This is a genomic window from Mucilaginibacter phenanthrenivorans (genome assembly GCF_024721155.1).
Lineage (GTDB): Bacteria > Bacteroidota > Bacteroidia > Sphingobacteriales > Sphingobacteriaceae > Mucilaginibacter > Mucilaginibacter phenanthrenivorans.
On record NZ_JAHVAP010000004.1, the window covers coordinates 394,157 to 411,332 of the forward strand.

General features: G+C 40.9%; 19 protein-coding genes. 5 read left to right on the forward strand and 14 right to left on the reverse strand.

All coding sequences use genetic code 11. The annotated features are described in order from the left end of the window. Nucleotides 1-3 precede the first annotated feature (3 nt). The 12 genes from bamA to ubiE all read right to left on the reverse strand — a co-directional run bounded on the left by bamA (nt 4) and on the right by ubiE (nt 11,183). Nucleotides 4-2,559, reverse strand: coding sequence for an outer membrane protein assembly factor BamA (bamA, locus tag KXD93_RS11255; RefSeq protein WP_258137194.1), 2,556 nt, complete (start codon nt 2,557-2,559; stop codon nt 4-6). 63 nt (nt 2,560-2,622) lie between these two features. Further along, nucleotides 2,623-3,363, reverse strand: a complete 741-nt coding sequence (gene uppS, locus KXD93_RS11260) for an undecaprenyl pyrophosphate synthase (protein WP_258137195.1) — start codon at nt 3,361-3,363, stop codon at nt 2,623-2,625. Nucleotides 3,364-3,718: 355 nt separating this feature from the next. Further along, nucleotides 3,719-4,234, reverse strand: coding sequence for an ExbD/TolR family protein (locus KXD93_RS11265; protein ID WP_258137196.1), 516 nt, complete (start codon nt 4,232-4,234; stop codon nt 3,719-3,721). Between the two features lie 240 nt (nt 4,235-4,474). After that, nucleotides 4,475-5,260 carry a type IX secretion system protein PorG gene (porG, locus tag KXD93_RS11270; protein WP_258137197.1) on the reverse strand — a complete coding sequence of 262 codons (786 nt, stop codon included), beginning with the start codon at nt 5,258-5,260 and terminating at the stop codon, nt 4,475-4,477. Between the two features lie 9 nt (nt 5,261-5,269). Next, complete coding sequence (locus KXD93_RS11275) at nt 5,270-6,151, reverse strand: NAD kinase (protein ID WP_258137198.1); 882 nt, start codon at nt 6,149-6,151, stop codon at nt 5,270-5,272. Between the two features lie 94 nt (nt 6,152-6,245). After that, nucleotides 6,246-6,596, reverse strand: coding sequence for a four helix bundle protein (locus tag KXD93_RS11280; RefSeq protein ID WP_258137199.1), 351 nt, complete (start codon nt 6,594-6,596; stop codon nt 6,246-6,248). A 72-nt stretch (nt 6,597-6,668) separates the two neighbouring features. After that, a complete protein-coding gene (locus tag KXD93_RS11285; RefSeq protein WP_258137200.1) occupies nt 6,669-7,331 on the reverse strand; it encodes a CBS domain-containing protein in 663 nt (220 codons plus the stop codon). Nucleotides 7,332-7,334: 3 nt separating this feature from the next. Further along, nucleotides 7,335-8,099, reverse strand: a complete 765-nt coding sequence (locus tag KXD93_RS11290) for an alpha/beta fold hydrolase (protein WP_258137201.1) — start codon at nt 8,097-8,099, stop codon at nt 7,335-7,337. A 196-nt stretch (nt 8,100-8,295) separates the two neighbouring features. After that, nucleotides 8,296-8,745: a GatB/YqeY domain-containing protein gene (locus KXD93_RS11295; RefSeq protein ID WP_258137202.1), complete on the reverse strand. Its 450-nt coding sequence runs from the start codon at nt 8,743-8,745 to the stop codon at nt 8,296-8,298. Nucleotides 8,746-8,864: 119 nt separating this feature from the next. After that, on the reverse strand, nt 8,865-9,623 hold the full coding sequence (locus KXD93_RS11300; RefSeq protein ID WP_258137203.1) for an SDR family oxidoreductase: 759 nt from the start codon (nt 9,621-9,623) through the stop codon (nt 8,865-8,867). A gap of 94 nt (nt 9,624-9,717) precedes the next feature. Next, the gene (gene porT / locus KXD93_RS11305) at nt 9,718-10,455 is read right to left on the reverse strand and encodes a type IX secretion/gliding motility protein PorT/SprT (protein WP_258137204.1); all 738 of its coding nucleotides are present in this window, start codon (nt 10,453-10,455) and stop codon (nt 9,718-9,720) included. Beyond that, entirely contained in the window at nt 10,452-11,183 is a 732-nt protein-coding gene (gene ubiE / locus KXD93_RS11310) for a bifunctional demethylmenaquinone methyltransferase/2-methoxy-6-polyprenyl-1,4-benzoquinol methylase UbiE (protein WP_258137205.1), read from the reverse strand. Before ubiE ends, porT begins: the two co-directional genes overlap by 4 nt. Before the next feature lie 486 nt (nt 11,184-11,669). Here ubiE and KXD93_RS11315 point away from each other — a divergent pair, with 486 nt between their 5' ends. From KXD93_RS11315 to KXD93_RS11325, 3 genes are all read left to right on the forward strand, one after another. Continuing rightward, nucleotides 11,670-12,101: a DUF1801 domain-containing protein gene (locus tag KXD93_RS11315; protein WP_258137206.1), complete on the forward strand. Its 432-nt coding sequence runs from the start codon at nt 11,670-11,672 to the stop codon at nt 12,099-12,101. 134 nt (nt 12,102-12,235) lie between these two features. Continuing rightward, nucleotides 12,236-13,603, forward strand: a complete 1,368-nt coding sequence (locus KXD93_RS11320; RefSeq protein ID WP_258137207.1) for a Gfo/Idh/MocA family protein — start codon at nt 12,236-12,238, stop codon at nt 13,601-13,603. 127 nt (nt 13,604-13,730) lie between these two features. Continuing rightward, on the forward strand, nt 13,731-14,450 hold the full coding sequence (locus KXD93_RS11325) for a 3-keto-disaccharide hydrolase (RefSeq protein ID WP_258137208.1): 720 nt from the start codon (nt 13,731-13,733) through the stop codon (nt 14,448-14,450). 138 nt (nt 14,451-14,588) lie between these two features. On the opposite strand, the gene KXD93_RS11330 is transcribed toward KXD93_RS11325, so the two are convergent. After that, nucleotides 14,589-15,077: a VOC family protein gene (locus tag KXD93_RS11330; protein WP_258137209.1), complete on the reverse strand. Its 489-nt coding sequence runs from the start codon at nt 15,075-15,077 to the stop codon at nt 14,589-14,591. A 147-nt stretch (nt 15,078-15,224) separates the two neighbouring features. Here KXD93_RS11330 and yihA point away from each other — a divergent pair, with 147 nt between their 5' ends. Beyond that, entirely contained in the window at nt 15,225-15,842 is a 618-nt protein-coding gene (gene yihA / locus KXD93_RS11335; RefSeq protein ID WP_258137210.1) for a ribosome biogenesis GTP-binding protein YihA/YsxC, read from the forward strand. Nucleotides 15,843-15,853: 11 nt separating this feature from the next. Further along, nucleotides 15,854-16,273, forward strand: coding sequence for an OsmC family protein (locus tag KXD93_RS11340; protein ID WP_258137211.1), 420 nt, complete (start codon nt 15,854-15,856; stop codon nt 16,271-16,273). Between the two features lie 106 nt (nt 16,274-16,379). Here KXD93_RS11340 and KXD93_RS11345 read toward each other — a convergent pair whose 3' ends face one another. Continuing rightward, nucleotides 16,380-17,021, reverse strand: coding sequence for an START domain-containing protein (locus KXD93_RS11345; protein ID WP_258137212.1), 642 nt, complete (start codon nt 17,019-17,021; stop codon nt 16,380-16,382). Nucleotides 17,022-17,176 lie beyond the last annotated feature (155 nt).

The following is a 17,176-nucleotide window of genomic DNA, read 5'->3' on the forward strand; positions in this document are numbered from 1 at the left end:
AAATTAATTAAATCCGCCGTTTAAGCTCTGGGAAATTGAAAAGTGGAACTGGCCCTTGTTAGCATCCGGTATTCCCGGAATTTTATCAAACCCATATCCATAATCCAACCCAAGCAGGCCAAAAATAGGTAAAAATATTCTTGCTCCAACACCTACCGAGCGTTTTACGTTAAAGGGGTCAAATTTATCAAAAGAATTCCAAACATTTCCACCTTCAGCAAAGGTTAATAAAAATATCGTTGCTGATTGTCCCTGTATAACAGGGTAGCGCACTTCCATGGTGTACTTGTTGTATATAGTGCTACCCGGGTTAGTATCTGCAGTGTAATTTGTACCCTGAGGAATTATCGAGAAGTTTTGATAACCCCTTAAACCGACAATTTCACTACCCTGTAAAAACTGGTAACTCTGCATACCGTCACCACCCAATTTAAACCTTTCGAACGGCGATGGACCAACTTCGCTGTTGTATTGACCAAGGAAGCCAAACCTCACTTGCGACATCAATACCAGCTTACCTGTTAACTTGGTAAACCATTGCGCATCGTATTTAAATTTGTAATACTCAACAAAGTGGTAACGTTGTTCAGGCGTTGCAATTTTGTAATTGATATTGTTGAACAACGAATATGGTGGCGTAGCCTGCACAGTAAACCTGATGTTTGAGCCTGAAGTAGGGTAAATAGGCTGATCAACCGAGTTGCGGCTTAATTCCTGGGTTAGCTTAATGTTAAAGGATGTTCCGTTTGAAAATAAGTAACCGGTGTAGTTATCAAGGTTATAGTGGTCAACGTTTAATGAGTAGTTTAACTGGAAGTAGTCATCCGGCCAGTGTAATTTTTTACCCAAAGTAACACCAATACCATTTATGCGTAATTTGTTATACAAAGGGTTTGATTTTGCATAGTAATCACCTGTTGAACTCAATTGTGTATAAGCAGACAATGCAAAATAAATTGGTTTCTTACCACCAAGCCAAGGCTCGGAGAAGGTGAACGAGAAGTTTTGATAAGTGTGACCGCTTGACTGGCCTCTTAAGCTTAACTTCTGCCCATCACCCTTCGGCAATGGCTTATAAGCCTTAAGATGGAAAATATTACGAAGCGAGAAGTTATTAAAGGTAAGCCCTAATGTACCCACCAACTGCCCGCCGCCGAAGCCGCCTGAAAGCTCTATCTGATCCGATGGTTTTTCAACCACGTTGTAAATAATATCTACTGTACCATCCTGCGGATTAACGTTGGTTGGCTTTGGTTCAGTTTTTTGTTCGTCGAAGTTACCCAACTGCCCGATTTCACGGGTACTGCGGATCAATAGATCCTTATTAAACTTCTGCCCCGGTTTGGTACGGATCTCGCGCATAACCACCTTATCGTTGGTTACATCATTACCCTTTAAAATAACGCGGCTAATGGTGTACTGTGGGCCTTCATAAACCCTAAGGTCCATGTCTACCGTATCATGATAGATCCTGGTTTGAACCGGATCAGCCTGGTAAGTTAAATAACCGTCGTTCAAATAAAACGATGAAACATCGTCATTTTCAGGATTTGGGCCAACTAGCCTTTTATTCAATTCCTCTTCACTGAAAACATCACCCTTTTTAATTTTCAGGATCTTGTTCAAAATTTCAGATGAATATTTTGCATTGCCCGACCATTTGATGTTACCGAAGTAATATTTATGCCCTTCGTATACTTTAATGTTTACGCCAACTGTGTTTGGCCCTGTTTTAAACACTGTATCCTTTACAATCTCTGCATCCCTGTAACCGCGGGCCTGCATCTTCGTTACCAGGTTTTCCTTATCCTCATCATATTTATCCTGCTTAAATTTCTTAGAACCAAAAATATTATAGAATTTACGCTTACGGGTCTTGCTCAGGTATTTTCTTAGTTTCTTTTCCGAGAAATCCTTGTTACCCTCAAACGTAACATCAGATATCATCACCTTTTTATGCTTATCAATTTTTACATCCAGGATAATACTATTAGCATCTCCCGGATCCTTCCTTTGCTTAACTGTTACAGTGGTATTTAAAAATCCTTTTTCACCGAAGTGCTTTTTAATTATCGCTGTTGAGGTTTTTATAAGGTTCTCATCAACTATTTTATATGCCTTATCTGCCAGTTTTTTCTGAACATCATCTATTTCACCCTTCCGAATTCCCGTTAGGTGTAAACGCGACAAACGTGGCAACTCGGTAACTGCGATTTCAAGATAGATGGTATCCAAAACTATTTTTGTGACATTTAGCTGTACATCCTCAAATAAATGCTGGTCGTACAAATTTTTAATCACATTAGCGTTAGCCTCACCAGGTAAGTTAATACGGTCACCCTTATTCAATTTTGATATAGTAAGCAATACATCCTTATCAAGTGATTTTGTACCGGTAATGGTAACACCACCAATAATGTAATCCTTAGGATCAAGGTAACTTAAACTATCAACCGGTAAAGATGATTTTGGCAGCGAATATTTAGGCTGACCCCCGATTTGAGCGAAGGCAGCAGTGCTTATTACAGTGAAAAGAATAGCAAAAAGAAATTTATTCATTCGAATATTTTAGTGGGCTAAAAATAATTTATACAGTTGTTAAAAAGTGTTAAAGTTAAAAATTTAGTTGACCTGCTCGCTTGTCATACCAAAACGGCGTTCGCGTTTCTGGTAATCAAGTATAGCTTCGTACAGATCTTCCTTCCGGAAATCGGGCCATAATTTGTTTGTGAAGTACAGTTCGGCATATGCAATTTGCCACAGCAGGTAATTACTTATGCGATGTTCGCCGCTGGTTCTGATCAGTAGTTCCGGATTCGGCATACCATTGGTATACAGGTTGTTTTCAAACGTTTCCTCGTTAATATCATCAACATCCATCTCTCCTTTTTGCACCTTAATCGCTATGTTCTTAGCAGCCTGCACAATTTCACGGCGGGAACTATAACTTAAAGCAAGTGTTAACACCAGGCCGGTATTACCGCTGGTTTGCTCCATAGCGTTAGTTAACTCGCGATACGCCCTTTCAGGGAGCATATTTAAATCGCCGATGGTAGCCAACCGGACATTTTTCTCCATAAAGTTTCTTATTTCCTTATGAATGGTACTTACCATTAGCTCCATAATGGCCATTACTTCAAGTTTTGGCCTGTTCCAATTTTCAGATGAGAATGTATAAAGCGTAAGATATTTTAAATTAAGCAGCGTAGCACCCTCAACCACATCCCTCACTGAAAGCACACCATTATGATGCCCGAAGATCCGAAGTTTGCCTTTTTCTTTTGCCCAGCGACCATTGCCATCCATAATAATGGCTATGTGCTCCGGCAATCTTAACAAATCAATCTGATCCTTATATCCCATTATATTTAGTTTATTAAAAGCCATAATATGGCCTTAAAAAAAGCATTTCTATAAAAAAACACTTTATAATGCCAGCTTCATGCTAACCTGTTACTATCAAATTAGCTTGTTTTAGCCCCACTTTTAACAACTTATGCTGTTTTTTTCAGGGGACAAAGGTAAAAACTTAATTGTAGTTTTTTTATTATGAGGCTGGAAAAGAAAAGTTATTAGTCCGAAAGTCAGAAAAGTCCGGAAGTCCGGAAGAGAATTCAGTATAATCACAAATAAAAAAGCCCCAAAGCAGTTATAGCTTTCGGACTTGGGTAATATTCTCCATCTTTCGGACTTCCGGACTTTTCCGACTTCCGGACTCCTAATAAACTCCCTTTTCTTTTAAAAAGGCTATGTCACTGGCGGTAATTTTGCCAATAGAGTATGAGGTAACTTTATTGAGATTTGCTTCATCCAATACATTAACCAAATTTTCGTAGACAGAATGTTCAGCCGGTTTAATTATCAGCGCCATCGCCTTTCCTGTTTTTTTAAACACCTGGTTAGTCATGTCAACTATTGCAGTGCGAATATCTTTGCCATCACTAATAAGCTTCGGTTGGGTTAATGGTTTTTCCGGCATACCCAGGTAATAGACCAGTTTGTTTTTGGCACCAATGCAGATACTCATCGTCGTGTTCTCAGCATACGGCTGCGGTGGTGCGTCTGCAGGCATATTAACTTCCATTTTTCGCGGTTTTTGCAACGACGTGGTCAGCATAAAAAAGGTGATCAGCAAAAATGCAAGATCAACCATTGCGGTAAGGTCAACGCGAACGGGCATTCGCTTCAAGTTTCTGCCTCCTGATTTTCCGGTGGATTGATTCAACTCGGCCATGATGTTAAAGATTAAGGTTAAATAATTGGTTAGCAACAACAAACAGATGCTGTTGATTTATCATTTAACGATGCCGGTTAAATATTATTGCAACAATGATGCATTTAAAACTAAGATTTTTAAGATGGATGGATTTTAAGATAAAAGACTTGCAAGAAGGAAATTATGTAGCGACGGGCGCTAAAGATAAAACGATGTATTTTTATCCTTAAATCATTTAACTCCTATAAATCTTAGTCCTTATTGGAAGTAACACTTTTGCGTAACAAAAGTATAGGATAGGGTAATCTGGGTAAAGAAATAAGTATCGTGTGGCCTAAGGTCACCCCTTTGTGTACCCGGAGTACCTATGTATATACCTGTTTTTTCGCCGGAACGATCGGCTAATGCCTTTGAAACTGTTGGAGCATTTCCTTTATCTACATAGTTTCCGCTAACGTCATCAAGGTAATCTGTATTGGTATTACGGTAACCCATTTCAGCACCAAGCGTAAACTTACCCGCTATATTATATTTAACGCCCGCCCCATATATAGGTGAGATTGTGGTAGTTGAATAATTGGTTTTTTCGCCTTCTGTCCGGGCTCCACGCAGGCTGTAGTTTTTACCTTTATAGGTTGCGTATGGAAAATAACTGGCTGCGGCCGCTCCTAAAAAAATAAAAGGCGTAAACTTGTTTCTGCCTGCCTCGGGGATATAGTGCATAAAATTAAATTCCCCGGTCAAACTCAGTTCCTGTAATGTGGTGGTAAAGCTCAGGTTTCTTTCACGAAACTGCGCGCTGCTGGAATTGCTGTCGGCAGCACTTATTTTCCCAAGCGTTAAACTTCCCCTAATTGAAAGATACCCGTTAAAATTTCGTTTTATAAAGCCGCCCAATGCGTAGCCGCTTATCTTTACCGGGTTGTTCGGATTCAAATCACCCATATAACCCGAGCCACCGGCTGAAGTACCGATCTCCCAGGTTTGTGCCTTTAAAGTAACCGATAAAGCGATCAAAAATATAATTAGTACAAATTTGGGCATCCGGTAAATTTAGTAGTTACGCACATCTAGTCCCCACAACAGCTTGTTTCTTAACGTTGATAAGTAGCTTTCATTATTCAGGCGGATCAAATTTAAACTGAATCCGGCTTTGCTAACTTCGAAGCGCATCGTTTTATCAATTATTGCAGTCCTTGAGTCGCAAGATATTAAATAATTATTGCTCCTGCATTCCACGTCAAAAGCAAGTACGCTGCTGTCAGGCAATACTATTGGCCTTACATTTAAATTATGCGGAGCATTCGGCGTTAAAACAATACTGTTTGATTCCGGGAAAATAATTGGCCCTCCGCAGCTTAATGAATAGGCGGTTGAGCCCGTTGACGTAGATATAATGATACCATCCCCCCAGTACGAATTCAAAAATTCCTTATTCAAAAAAACGTGGGTAGTAATCATCGCCGCATCATCACGTTTATGAATGGTGATATCATTCAGCGCAAAATTATCCTTACCGAAAATGTCCTGTTCCGAGTCAATACACAGCAGTTCGCGGCTATCGAGGCTAAACTGCTTATTTACCACTGCATAAATTGCAGCATCGATATCATTTTTGTTGATGCTGGCCAAAAATCCCAGTCGGCCAAAATTTATGCCGATAACGGGGATTCCTGAATCATTAATAACAGCCACCATATCCAACAAAGTACCATCGCCACCAAGCGTCAGAAACAGGTCGATAAAGCCTTTTAAATTGTCTGTATTTTCGAGAACCGTATACTTGTCTGTCTTAATATTCTCCTGTAGAAAACCATACAATTGCGGATGAACATAGATCTCAACACCGTGCTGCACCAAATTATCAAATACCTGCTGGATATAGGGGATAACTACCGGATCATTAAATTGCCTGCCGTAAACTGCTATTTTCATTTAGTTCATAGTTGATGGTTCATGGTTCATGGCCGGAAAGAAGTTGCAGCTTATAGTTAATAGCTTGTGGTTCATAGGCAAATACAGATTTTAATTAAAAAGAGTTTTTTAGTGCTGTTATCATTTTCACTAAAACTTCATATTCGCTGTAAAGGTCGTTAAAAAGTTCGTTACTTATATAATCCCGTCTTTTTGCGATAAATAAACAACTCACTACTTCGATAGCTGACCTTAATGAATAGCCTAAAAAAACTTTGAAAACAGCTTTACTTTGCCCTGTCGATCCTTCAGCTATATTTAATATCACTGAATCAGCGGCTCTTTTCATTTGAGAAGTTAAAATGAATAATTCGTCTTTGGGAAAGGTTTTTGTTAGCTGATTGATTTGTTCATTTAAATCCATGGCTTTCTGCCATACTTGTAAATCCTCAAATCGAAATGCCATTATACTTTTTATAATATACTAACAACTATTCCCTTTTTTACCATGAACCATGATCTACGAACCATGAACTAATTACAAATTCAAATAATTCATCAATGAGTTATATCTATCCCTCGAATTATCATTCTCATCGCTATGGTTAAAGGTAGCTTTTATATCGTATTCGTATCTCAGGAAGGTAGCTACAATGGTTGATATGTCCTGCTTGTTCACTTTAAGTGTAACTTCCATACGGGTGGAATCAGGAAAAGTACGTACGTATGAGCTAAGGATCTGTGCATTATCCGACTCTACAATCTGCGACATGTGAGCCAATGAATTGTTTTTATTACTAATCTCCAGTACAATTATCGCGCCTGGTTGTTCAACAGAGGTAAGCCCGGCAAAATATTCAGTAAGTGCATTAATTGTTATGAGGCCCGAATAGTTTTTCGCAGCATCAAGCACCGGAACCACTGTAAGCTGCCGTTCATAGAACAGGCGGATAACGTCATAAATATGCTGATCTTCCAGCACATAAGGATTAACTAGTGAAAGCGCCAGGGCGCCTACAGGTGTCTGCAGATCGCTTTCGCCTGCAAAGTCGTTTTCTGACAGCAGACCCAAAAATTGTTCTTCGTTTACAATTGGTAAATGACGGATGCGGAACTCTACCATGCGATCAACCGCCTTCTGAATTGGGTCAGAGGTGTGCACCGGTAAAATGGCATCAGCTATCAGTTCAATTGCAAGCATTTTTTATTTGGATTTTATCTTATCTAAAAACACCTTTAAATATTTATTAAACTCCTGCGGCTGCTCCATCATCGGCGCGTGCCCGCATTTATCTATCCAATGCAGTTCTGAGTCGGGCAGCAATTGATTAAACTCAATTGCAACCTCGGGCGGGGTAATCTTATCATCCCTACCCCATATTAACGACACAGGGATCTTTATCTTGTGCAGGTCCTTATTCATATTATGCCGAATGGCAGATTTTGCCATCGCCAGGATCCTGATCACCTTATGCCTGTCGTTTATAGTAGCATATACGTCATCAATCAGTTCTTTGGTTGCCGTTGCAGGGTCATAAAATGTATATTCTACCTTTTCCTTAACAAAATCATAACTTTCGCGCCTCGGGAATGATCCTCCGAAGGCATTTTCATACAAACCGGAACTCCCGGTTAGCACTAGTGCCTTAACAAGGCTTTGGTGCGACAATACGTATATCAAGCCAACATGCCCCCCCAACGAATTACCAAGCAACGTAATATCTGTAAGCTTTTTAAACTTTACAAACTTGTGTACATATTTGGCCATACTTTTTACCCCTGTGGTTAATAGCGGTAAATCATATATCGGCAGTATGGGGATAATTACCCGGTACTGCCCGCTAAATTCCTTTATTACATCCTCCCAGTTGCTTAAAGCGCCCATTAACCCATGCAGCAGCAATAAAACCTCGCCTTCGCCCTCATCGATATAACTAAAATCTTGTTCCTCTTTAAGCACGAAACTCATAAAATTTGTAAAGTTTAAATTCCTAATGGCCGACTATAAAAATTGCCGGCTGTAACGTCAAATATTTCTGCTATAAAAATAGCTTATTGCTTGTTAGATGCAAGTTTTAATAAAATTAATTAGTTGATTGGGTTGGATTGAGTTGATTAAGTTAGATTAAGTTCAACCTAATCAACCACTCACTTAATCAACTTAATCAACCTAAAAGTTGCTTCACCACTTCACTTATCGTTCTGCCATCTGCCTGGCCTGCCAGCTCTTTGTTGGCAATACCCATCACCTTACCCATATCACTAACAGATGTTGCACCCACACGGCTTATAACTTCCTGCAGGTAACCTTCAATTTCAAAACGCGTCATCTGTGTAGGCAAATACGGTTCAATAACCTTCATCTCATCAATTTCTATCTGGTAAAGATCTTCCCTATTCTGTGTTTTATAAATCTCGGCCGATTCTTTGCGCTGTTTAACCAGCTTTTGCAACACCTTGATCTCGGCTTCGGGAGTTAGGTCTTCAGCAGCACCTTTTTCGGTACGTGCTAATAACAGGGCCGATTTTATCGCCCGCAGGCCCCTTAACCGGTCTGCCTGTTTAGCCAGCATAGCTTGTTTAATATCCTGGTCTATTTGATTGATGAGTGACATGTTATAATTGGTGAATTACTGATTTAGTGAATTATTGATTTATTTCGAATTTCAGATGTTCGATTTCGAATTTATTTAACTTATAAGGTTTTTTCTGATCTCTAGCCTCTAATCTCCACCTACCCCCTAAAGATCGTAACTGCATTTGCCTGTGCAGTTGGCATTACAACCATATCATTTATATTAACGTGTGCCGGGCGGGATACAACGAACCATATCGTTTCGGCTATATCATCGGCTACCAAAGGATCAAAGCCATCGTAAACTTTTTTCGCCCGCTCCTTATCGCCCTTAAACCGCACCTCAGAAAATTCTGTCTCGACTGCACCCGGATGTATGGCCGAAACCTTTATACCGTGCGACACCAGGTCAAGCCGCATTCCCTTATTTAAGGCATCAACTGCGTGCTTGCTTGCGCAATATACGTTACCGTTTGGATATACTTCCTTTCCGGCAATTGATCCTATGTTTATTATATGGCCCGCTTTGTTGCTGATCATCCAGTTTGCCACAATTTTACTAACATAAAGCAAACCCTTTACATTGGTGTCAATCATGGTGTCCCAATCATCAAGGTTACCATTTTGTATGGGGTCCAGCCCCTGGCTAAGCCCGGCGTTGTTTATCAGCACGTTTACCTTTTTCCATTTGGCCGGCAGCGCTTCTAAATTTTCTGTTACTTCTTCCCTGTTTCGCACATCAAATTGTGAGACGGCAACTTCAACATTATATTTGGTATTCAGCTTTTTTGCCAGCTTCTCCAAACGATCGACCCTTCGGCCGGTTAATATCAGGTTATACTTTTCGCGTGCGAATAAATGAGCACAGGCCTCTCCTATTCCGGAGGTGGCACCTGTAATTAATGCAATTTTAGCCATATATAGGTAACTAACGCAGCGAAATTATGTTTTTTAACCGGAATAACTTGTCATTTACAGGCAATGAAACTGCTAATAAAGGTACAATCCTGCTTTATTCAAAAATTAAACTGAACATTACCGTATGCAATCCTAATTTATTGATTGGGCTTGAGTATGGCTGATTGTCATGGATTAGCATATCGCCAAATGAGTTTGACACCTTTATTTCAGGCGAGAGTTTAAAGAACTCGAAATAAATATCGCAGCCAAGACCGGCCTCGTACGAGCCAAATCCTCCAACATTTTTAACCAGCCTGGCCAGTGGATCGATGTTCGGGTCCTGATTTTTTGATCCTATAGCTAATGAATATTTTAAACCACCCAAAATATAGGCTCTAAAGTCTTGGATCCGGTCTGATTTTAGTTTTATCGATAAGGGAAAATCAATAGTGGTTGCCTGTACTTGCTTGGTTACGTCCTTAGTTGCATCGCCATAAGTATAACTAAGCGACCTGTCCGAAAAGACCAGCGACGGGTTTACACGCGTTTCCAAATGGTCCGTTATCCGGTACCTGGTAATAAAGCCAATAGCAAAGCCCGGCGAATTTGCGGAACTGATACCCGTGAGCGGATCGGTTATATATCTATTGGTACCCGTGTCAAAAAACGGGTCGCGCCAATTGGTTTTTTTATCAATTTTATAATAGCTGCTAACGTACGAAAAGGAAAAACCAAAGCTCAAATCGTTCAAATCGGCACCACCACCCCAGGCTGGTACTCGTGCCTGCCCCAGTAAATCACCAGTGCTCAGCAACAATAAAACCAGTGTCAGGTAGCCGTATTTAATCATTTAATCCCCGTATAAATTGAACAAATACCAAACGCCAAAGGCCTGTGTTTGGTATGCTTGAAGCCTACTTTGTCCATAAGCGCGGTAAATGTTTTCCCGTCAGGAAAAGCAGCTACTGACTCGGGCAGATAAGTGTAGGCCCTTGCATCCTTTGAAAATAATTTACCAATTCCGGGTGTAATATAATTAAAATAGAAGTTATAAAGTTGTTTTATAGGGAATACCTTTGGTTTTGAAAATTCAAGTACCACAGCCTTCCCGCCTGGTTTTAACACGCGATGAATATCAGCCAGGCCTATTTCCAGGTTTTCAAAGTTACGTACCCCGTAGGCGACGGTAACCGCGTCGAAGCCATCCGCATCAAAAGGCAGTTTTTCCGAATCACCCAATTTCACCTCAAATTTATCTCCCAGGGCGCGTTTGCTTATTTTTTGCTCGGCGATATCAAGCATCCCTCTCGAAATGTCAACACCGATAATTTTTTCAGGCTTTAATATTTTAAGTGCCTCAAAGGCGAAATCGCCGGTGCCGGTGGCAACATCAAGAATTAATTTAGGCTGATCCTTTTTAAGCTCATTTATGGCTTTTTTGCGCCAGATGATATCAATCCCAAGCGACATAAAATGATTCAGGAAATCGTAGGTTTTTGAAATGTTGTTAAACATATCTGCAACCTGTTCTTTTTTTGTGCCCTGCTGATCGGTATACGGAGTTATGGTTTTGCTCATTTTTAGTAGTGGGCAGCAAAGATAAATGATTAGGTTGGTTTTGTGTTGATTGAGTTGATTAAGTTAGATTGGGTTGACTTAGGAGAAAATAGTTATCTGAAACTCATTCCCAAAGCACTATTAGAACAGGTGCTATTCAACCGCAGATTGATGTATATAATGACTCGTCCGGAAAAAACTACTCACTGCCAAAAAGTGGGTTTACATGGTTTACATAGTTTTGGGTTTACATTGATATAATTTATTGATAATCAAATATTTATGTTGATATTATAAAAAAACAATGGGTTTACATTTTTGGATAAATATGCATCTGGCTAAAAATGTCAATTCATAAATAACACAACACCGGGTTATTTTTAAAATTCTGTAAATTCTGCTCCGAACATTTTTTTTTGATAATGCCCCGGTTTGAAATTAGTATATAACTAAAAATAAAGCGAAATTTAAAAAGGCAATTGAGCAACCCTTCAGCTAAGATTTCATATGAACATACCAGAACAAATTGAAAATTATATCACCAGCCAGCCTGAACCAAAACGTAGTGACATGGAAGAGCTGCATACGCGCATACTCCAGGCATTACCAGGGTGTAAACTATGGTTTGATGATGGTAAAGACAGTGAAAATAAAACTGTTAGTAATCCTAATATAGGCTATGGATTTTACACCATAAAATATGCTGACGGAAAAACCAGGGAGTTTTTTCAAATTGGTATGAGTGCAAACACCACAGGAATCTCTGTCTATATCCTTGGTATCAAGGACAAGAAATACCTGGCCCAAACCTATGGAGAAAAAATAGGCAAGGCGAGCGTGACGGGGTATTGCATTAAGTTCAAAACGCTAAAAGATATAAATGTTGACGTACTTATAACGGCAATACAAAATGGCGTTGAGCTTACAAGTGAAAATTAAATTTCAAACTGAAACATAAGCTTATTTTAAATTCCCCCCTTAATGTTATACCTTTCACTATTGATGCGCTACTCCCCTTAATGTCCATCAACACCAATTATATTTAGTATTTAGCAAACCCTGTTACCCGTACTATGAAAGAAAAACCAGAACCATCCCGCAGAAATTTCCTCCGTAAGCTTGGCACCGCTACTGCAGCCGTAGCCGTAGGACAAAGTGTGTTTGCGGCAGACAAAAAGAACGAAGTATTTGCCTACTTAAAACGACAAGCCGGCATTAGCGCCAACGACCAGATCAATATTGCCCTGATTGGCGCCGGCGGGCAAGGAACCGAAGACACCATTGTAGCCCTGCAAATTCCGGGCGTAAAACTGGTTGCCGTCTGCGATTTATACGATGGTAGGTTGGCTGATTCAAAAAAACGATGGGGCGCTGATATTTTCACTACTAAAATTTACAAAGAGATTCTGAACCGCAAGGATATTGACGCAGTTATTATAGGCACACCCGATCACTGGCACCAACAGATCTCGGTAGATGCCCTGCATGCTGGGAAACACGTATATTGCGAAAAACCAATGGTACACGCCATTACCGAGGGGCCTGCAATTATACAGGCTCAAAAGGAAACCGGAAAGATCTTCCAGGTTGGTAGCCAGGGTGTATCATCATTGGGGAATGAAAAGGCAAAAGAGCTTTTGGCAAGCGGCGCTATCGGCCAGCTTAACTATGCCGAGGGCTTTTGGGCAAGGCGCGGGCCGGTGGAGGTTTGGCAATACCCTATTCCTGCCGACGCATCCCCGCAAACTGTAGACTGGGAAACTTATGTCAGCAATACGCACAAACGTCCGTTCGACGAGAAACGCTTTTTCAGGTGGCGCAACTATACAGATTATGGTACAGGTATGGCAGGCGATTTATTTGTCCACCTTTTTAGCAGCCTGCATTTTGTAACAGGTTCTTTTGGGCCTGAGAAAATTTATGCTTCAGGCGGGTTGCGCTTTTGGAACGATGGACGCGAAGTACCAGATGTTTTGCTGGGAACATTTGACTATGCAAAAAATACTGCTCACCCTGCATTCAACCTGTCGCTGCGCTGCAACTTTGTTGATGGCACCAGCGGAACAACCTACCTGCGTTTAGTAGGAAGCGAAGGCGCAATGGATATTACCTGGGATAAGGTGGTATTAAAAAGAAACAAAGTGTTTGCTTCTGACGATCCCTTTTACCTGGAAAAATTAAGACAAAGCGGCGATCGTAATCCCGAAAGAAAGCGGATGTTGCCCCCCGAGGAAATTGCTTACGAAGCTGACAAAGGATATTTAGGCGGCCCTTATGACCATATGAATAACTTTTTTACCGCTATCCGCAATAATGGCAAGGTAACCGAGGATGCCACTTTTGGCTACCGGGCTGCTGCCCCGGCCCTGTTGTGTAACGACAGCTATTTTAAAAATCAGCCTATGTTTTGGGATCCGGAGAAAATGATAAAAAAAGGTTAAACCTGAAAGGTCTGTAGGGGCGTATCGCATACGCCCTCGCCAAATATTTCGTAAACCGTAGGGGCGTATAGCATACGACCTCGCCGCCATTCAATAAATACAATCACAAATTCTAAAAATAATTAAAATGAAAAAGCTAAGCATATTATTAACAGCAATAATTTTAACGGGGGCAATTGTCTCAGCAAAACCGCCACGCAAATCGCCCCGTGCAAAATCCTCCAAAATAAAAACATGGACCAGTTTGTTTGATGGCAAAACACTTAAGGGCTGGCATAATTTTAACAAGACCGGTGAAGTAAAAAGCTGGGCTGTTGTGGATGGCTCGCTGGTTTGCCTCGGCACTGCCCCTGACGCTGCCGGAGGCGATATTGTTACTGACAAGCAGTACACCAATTTTGAACTATCGTGGGATTGGAAGATAGAAAAGGGCAGCAACAGCGGTGTAATGTACCACGTTGTTGAAGATCAAAAATATCACACCACCTACGAAACCGGGCCGGAGTACCAAATTATTGATGACCTTGGCTGGCCGGATAAATTGGAGGACTGGCAAAAAACCGGCTGCGATTACGCCATGCACCTGTCCAACAACCAAAAGAAGCTAATGCCTGTTGGCGAATGGAACACCAGTAAGATCATTTTCAATAAAGGGCACGTAGAGCATTGGTTAAACGGCAAAAAGATCCTTTCGTTCCAGGCCTGGGATGCCGACTGGACCAAAAAGAAAACCAAAGGCAAATGGAAGGATTACCCGGATTACGGCCTTGCCAAAACCGGCTTCATCGCCCTTCAGGATCACGGGCATAAGGCCTATTTTAAGAATATTTGGATAAAGGAGCTATAACATTTTGTCATTCTGAGCATAGCGAAGAATCTTCTCCGCAGGAACGATATACAACTGACAGGTCTACAACATACTTGTCCGCCGTGAAAGTCGCTTTCTGAAGATTCTTCGCTCTCGCTCAGAATGACAAAGAAAATCTTAGTTCAGTTCAGCTAGCAAACCTTCAAGATCCAACCTCTGTGTAAACATCGTCATGTCACCATTTTCATCCTTTGGCCATTTATCACGCGGGCGGTCCCAATATAGTTCAACGCCGTTTCCGTCTGGGTCGTCCAAATAGATGGCTTCAGAAACACCATGGTCTGATGCACCCGTAATTGGATATTTAGCGTCGATAAGGCGTTGTAATATAGCAGCCAGATCTTTTCTTTCGGGATATAAAATTGCGGTATGATATAAACCGGGAGCATATTCAGGTGCGGGTGATGCGCCTTTGCTGTGCCAGGTATTTAAACCAATATGGTGATGATACCCTCCTGCCGAAATAAACGCGGCTTGCCCGCCATACATCAGCATTTTATCAAAGCCAAGCAGGCCGCAGTAAAAATCAAGTGATTTTTGCAGGTCGCTTACTTTTAAGTGCACATGCCCAATGCGGGTTTGTGCAGGTATTTTATATTCTTCCATTTAAATTACATGTTTAAACATCAAATTTACGCAAAATATCATTCTTCTTTTGTTTGATGATTGTAAAATCGCTATCTGTAAATATATTTTATTCCTGTCTCACGTCTCAAATCTCACATCTCAAATCTAAAACCCTACCTTTGCCCCATGATCGTAAAATCAGCAGAATTTATTTGCAGCAACACCCAGATGTCTAAGCTACCGCCGCCGGTTAAAGCGGAGTATGCCTTCATCGGGCGTTCAAACGTAGGTAAATCATCCTTAATAAATATGCTTGCCGGAAAAAAAGGTTTGGCAAAAACTTCGCAAACACCCGGTAAAACCCAGCTCATCAATCATTTTTTAATAAACGACAGCTGGTACATTGTGGATTTACCCGGCTATGGTTATGCCCGTGCCTCAAAAACCCAAAAAGCCAATTGGAATAAATTCATCCATACCTACCTGGACAAACGCGAAAGTTTGCAATGTGTAATGGTTTTGATAGACAGCCGGCTTGAGCCGCAAAAGATCGACCTTGAATTTTGCAACTGGCTTGGCGAAAAGGGCCTATCATTTGTGTTGGTGTTTACCAAAGCCGACAAGCAATCATCCATAAAAACAGATCAGAATATCGCCAAGTTCCGCAAAGCGCTTTTAGCTACTTTTGAGGAAGTACCGAAGCATTTTTTAACCTCTGCCGAAACACAACTTGGCCATGATGAGGTTTTAGCCTTTATCAGCCAGGTAAACCAGCAATTTACAATACCTGAAATAAATTATTAAAAACAAAAACTATGAAACGTACAGCACATGCCCATTGGAATGGTACTTTAACCGAAGGTAAAGGAGAGATCACTACCCAAAGCACCACTTTAAACAACACCCAGTATTCTTTTAAAACCCGTTTCCAGGACGGAGTTGGCACTAACCCTGAAGAGCTGATTGCAGCAGCACACGCAGGTTGCTTCACTATGGCAGTAGGCGCAGCGCTTAGCCAGGCCGGTTTTACACCAAATGATTTATCTACCGATGCGATTTTAGACCTTGATATGCAGGCCCTTGCTATAACCGGCATTGCCTTAAACCTAACAGGATCTTTAATTGACGGTGTTAGCGAAGAAAAATTTAAAGAAATTGCAGAAGGCGCAAAAGCTAATTGCATTGTATCGAAAGCGCTAAGCGTGCCTATTACGCTTACCGTTGTTTACGCATAATTAGTTGATTAGTGGGTGGTTGATTAAGGGACTAGTTGAAATTTCAATTTAATCCAACTTAATCAACCACTCTCTTAATCTAACTTAATCAACCACTCACCCGTACTCAGTTTTTTATAAATCCAAGCTCGGGATGCTGATAGGCCGGCTTTTTAAGCTGCACTATTAAATTTTGAAAACTTTTCAGGGGGCTCTCGCCCGCAAGCATATTTACCAGCCAGGCAGGTACACTGCCTCCCGGGTCAACCTGCAAAGTATAAACTACCCTAACCCTGTTGTTGCCTGCGGGCGTAAGGATCCAAAGGCTTTTTGACGACCGAACCCGTACGATGCCGTCCTTTACCGGAACCATCCCGTTAACGGAAGGGCCATCCATAGTCACAACTTTTGTATCTGCATTCTGATGAACGGTAAGGTGAGCCACAAAATCGCGGTTTTGCACCGGCCATGGAATACTTACCTCAGAATAATAATAAAGCTCTGACGGGGAGACCTGCTTGATAAGGGTACACGATTTGGTATGATCAAGCCATTCGACACAATTTTTTACATCAAGCAAAACCATTATTAATTGCGACAAGTTGGTATTCAGTTCGCAATCAACTTTTACCGCCTTAAATTTAGAGGTGGAAACAGTACTGACATAAACCTTAATGCCATCCTTTTCAGTTTTCAGCTTCCATTCAGATTGGGCGGAAACTATAGATATTCTTAAAAGGAGAATGAGAGTGATAATAGCCCGGTACATTAAAAAATTGTTATTTAAACATCAAAACTAAATAACTATTAATTGTTAATAGCAACAATGACGCTTTATGACAATTAACTGGGAAAAGCCATTTTCGGTTACAATAAATCCCGCTGATGCCGTTTTGGTTTAGTTCATTATTGTTGTAATTTCGG

Excerpts from the sequence above, each read along its gene's own strand:
- bamA (WP_258137194.1), bottom strand. The coding sequence starts at position 2,559 with ATGAATAAATTTCTTTTTGCTATTCTTTTCACTGTAATAAGCACTGCT.
- uppS (WP_258137195.1), bottom strand. The coding sequence starts at position 3,363 with ATGGGATATAAGGATCAGATTGATTTGTTAAGATTGCCGGAGCACATA.
- KXD93_RS11265 (WP_258137196.1), bottom strand. The coding sequence starts at position 4,234 with ATGGCCGAGTTGAATCAATCCACCGGAAAATCAGGAGGCAGAAACTTG.
- porG (WP_258137197.1), bottom strand. The coding sequence starts at position 5,260 with ATGCCCAAATTTGTACTAATTATATTTTTGATCGCTTTATCGGTTACT.
- KXD93_RS11275 (WP_258137198.1), bottom strand. The coding sequence starts at position 6,151 with ATGAAAATAGCAGTTTACGGCAGGCAATTTAATGATCCGGTAGTTATC.
- KXD93_RS11280 (WP_258137199.1), bottom strand. The coding sequence starts at position 6,596 with ATGGCATTTCGATTTGAGGATTTACAAGTATGGCAGAAAGCCATGGAT.
- KXD93_RS11285 (WP_258137200.1), bottom strand. The coding sequence starts at position 7,331 with ATGCTTGCAATTGAACTGATAGCTGATGCCATTTTACCGGTGCACACC.
- KXD93_RS11290 (WP_258137201.1), bottom strand. The coding sequence starts at position 8,099 with ATGAGTTTCGTGCTTAAAGAGGAACAAGATTTTAGTTATATCGATGAG.
- KXD93_RS11295 (WP_258137202.1), bottom strand. The coding sequence starts at position 8,745 with ATGTCACTCATCAATCAAATAGACCAGGATATTAAACAAGCTATGCTG.
- KXD93_RS11300 (WP_258137203.1), bottom strand. The coding sequence starts at position 9,623 with ATGGCTAAAATTGCATTAATTACAGGTGCCACCTCCGGAATAGGAGAG.
- porT (WP_258137204.1), bottom strand. The coding sequence starts at position 10,455 with ATGATTAAATACGGCTACCTGACACTGGTTTTATTGTTGCTGAGCACT.
- ubiE (WP_258137205.1), bottom strand. The coding sequence starts at position 11,183 with ATGAGCAAAACCATAACTCCGTATACCGATCAGCAGGGCACAAAAAAA.
- KXD93_RS11315 (WP_258137206.1), top strand. The coding sequence starts at position 11,670 with ATGAACATACCAGAACAAATTGAAAATTATATCACCAGCCAGCCTGAA.
- KXD93_RS11320 (WP_258137207.1), top strand. The coding sequence starts at position 12,236 with ATGAAAGAAAAACCAGAACCATCCCGCAGAAATTTCCTCCGTAAGCTT.
- KXD93_RS11325 (WP_258137208.1), top strand. The coding sequence starts at position 13,731 with ATGAAAAAGCTAAGCATATTATTAACAGCAATAATTTTAACGGGGGCA.
- KXD93_RS11330 (WP_258137209.1), bottom strand. The coding sequence starts at position 15,077 with ATGGAAGAATATAAAATACCTGCACAAACCCGCATTGGGCATGTGCAC.
- yihA (WP_258137210.1), top strand. The coding sequence starts at position 15,225 with ATGATCGTAAAATCAGCAGAATTTATTTGCAGCAACACCCAGATGTCT.
- KXD93_RS11340 (WP_258137211.1), top strand. The coding sequence starts at position 15,854 with ATGAAACGTACAGCACATGCCCATTGGAATGGTACTTTAACCGAAGGT.
- KXD93_RS11345 (WP_258137212.1), bottom strand. The coding sequence starts at position 17,021 with ATGTACCGGGCTATTATCACTCTCATTCTCCTTTTAAGAATATCTATA.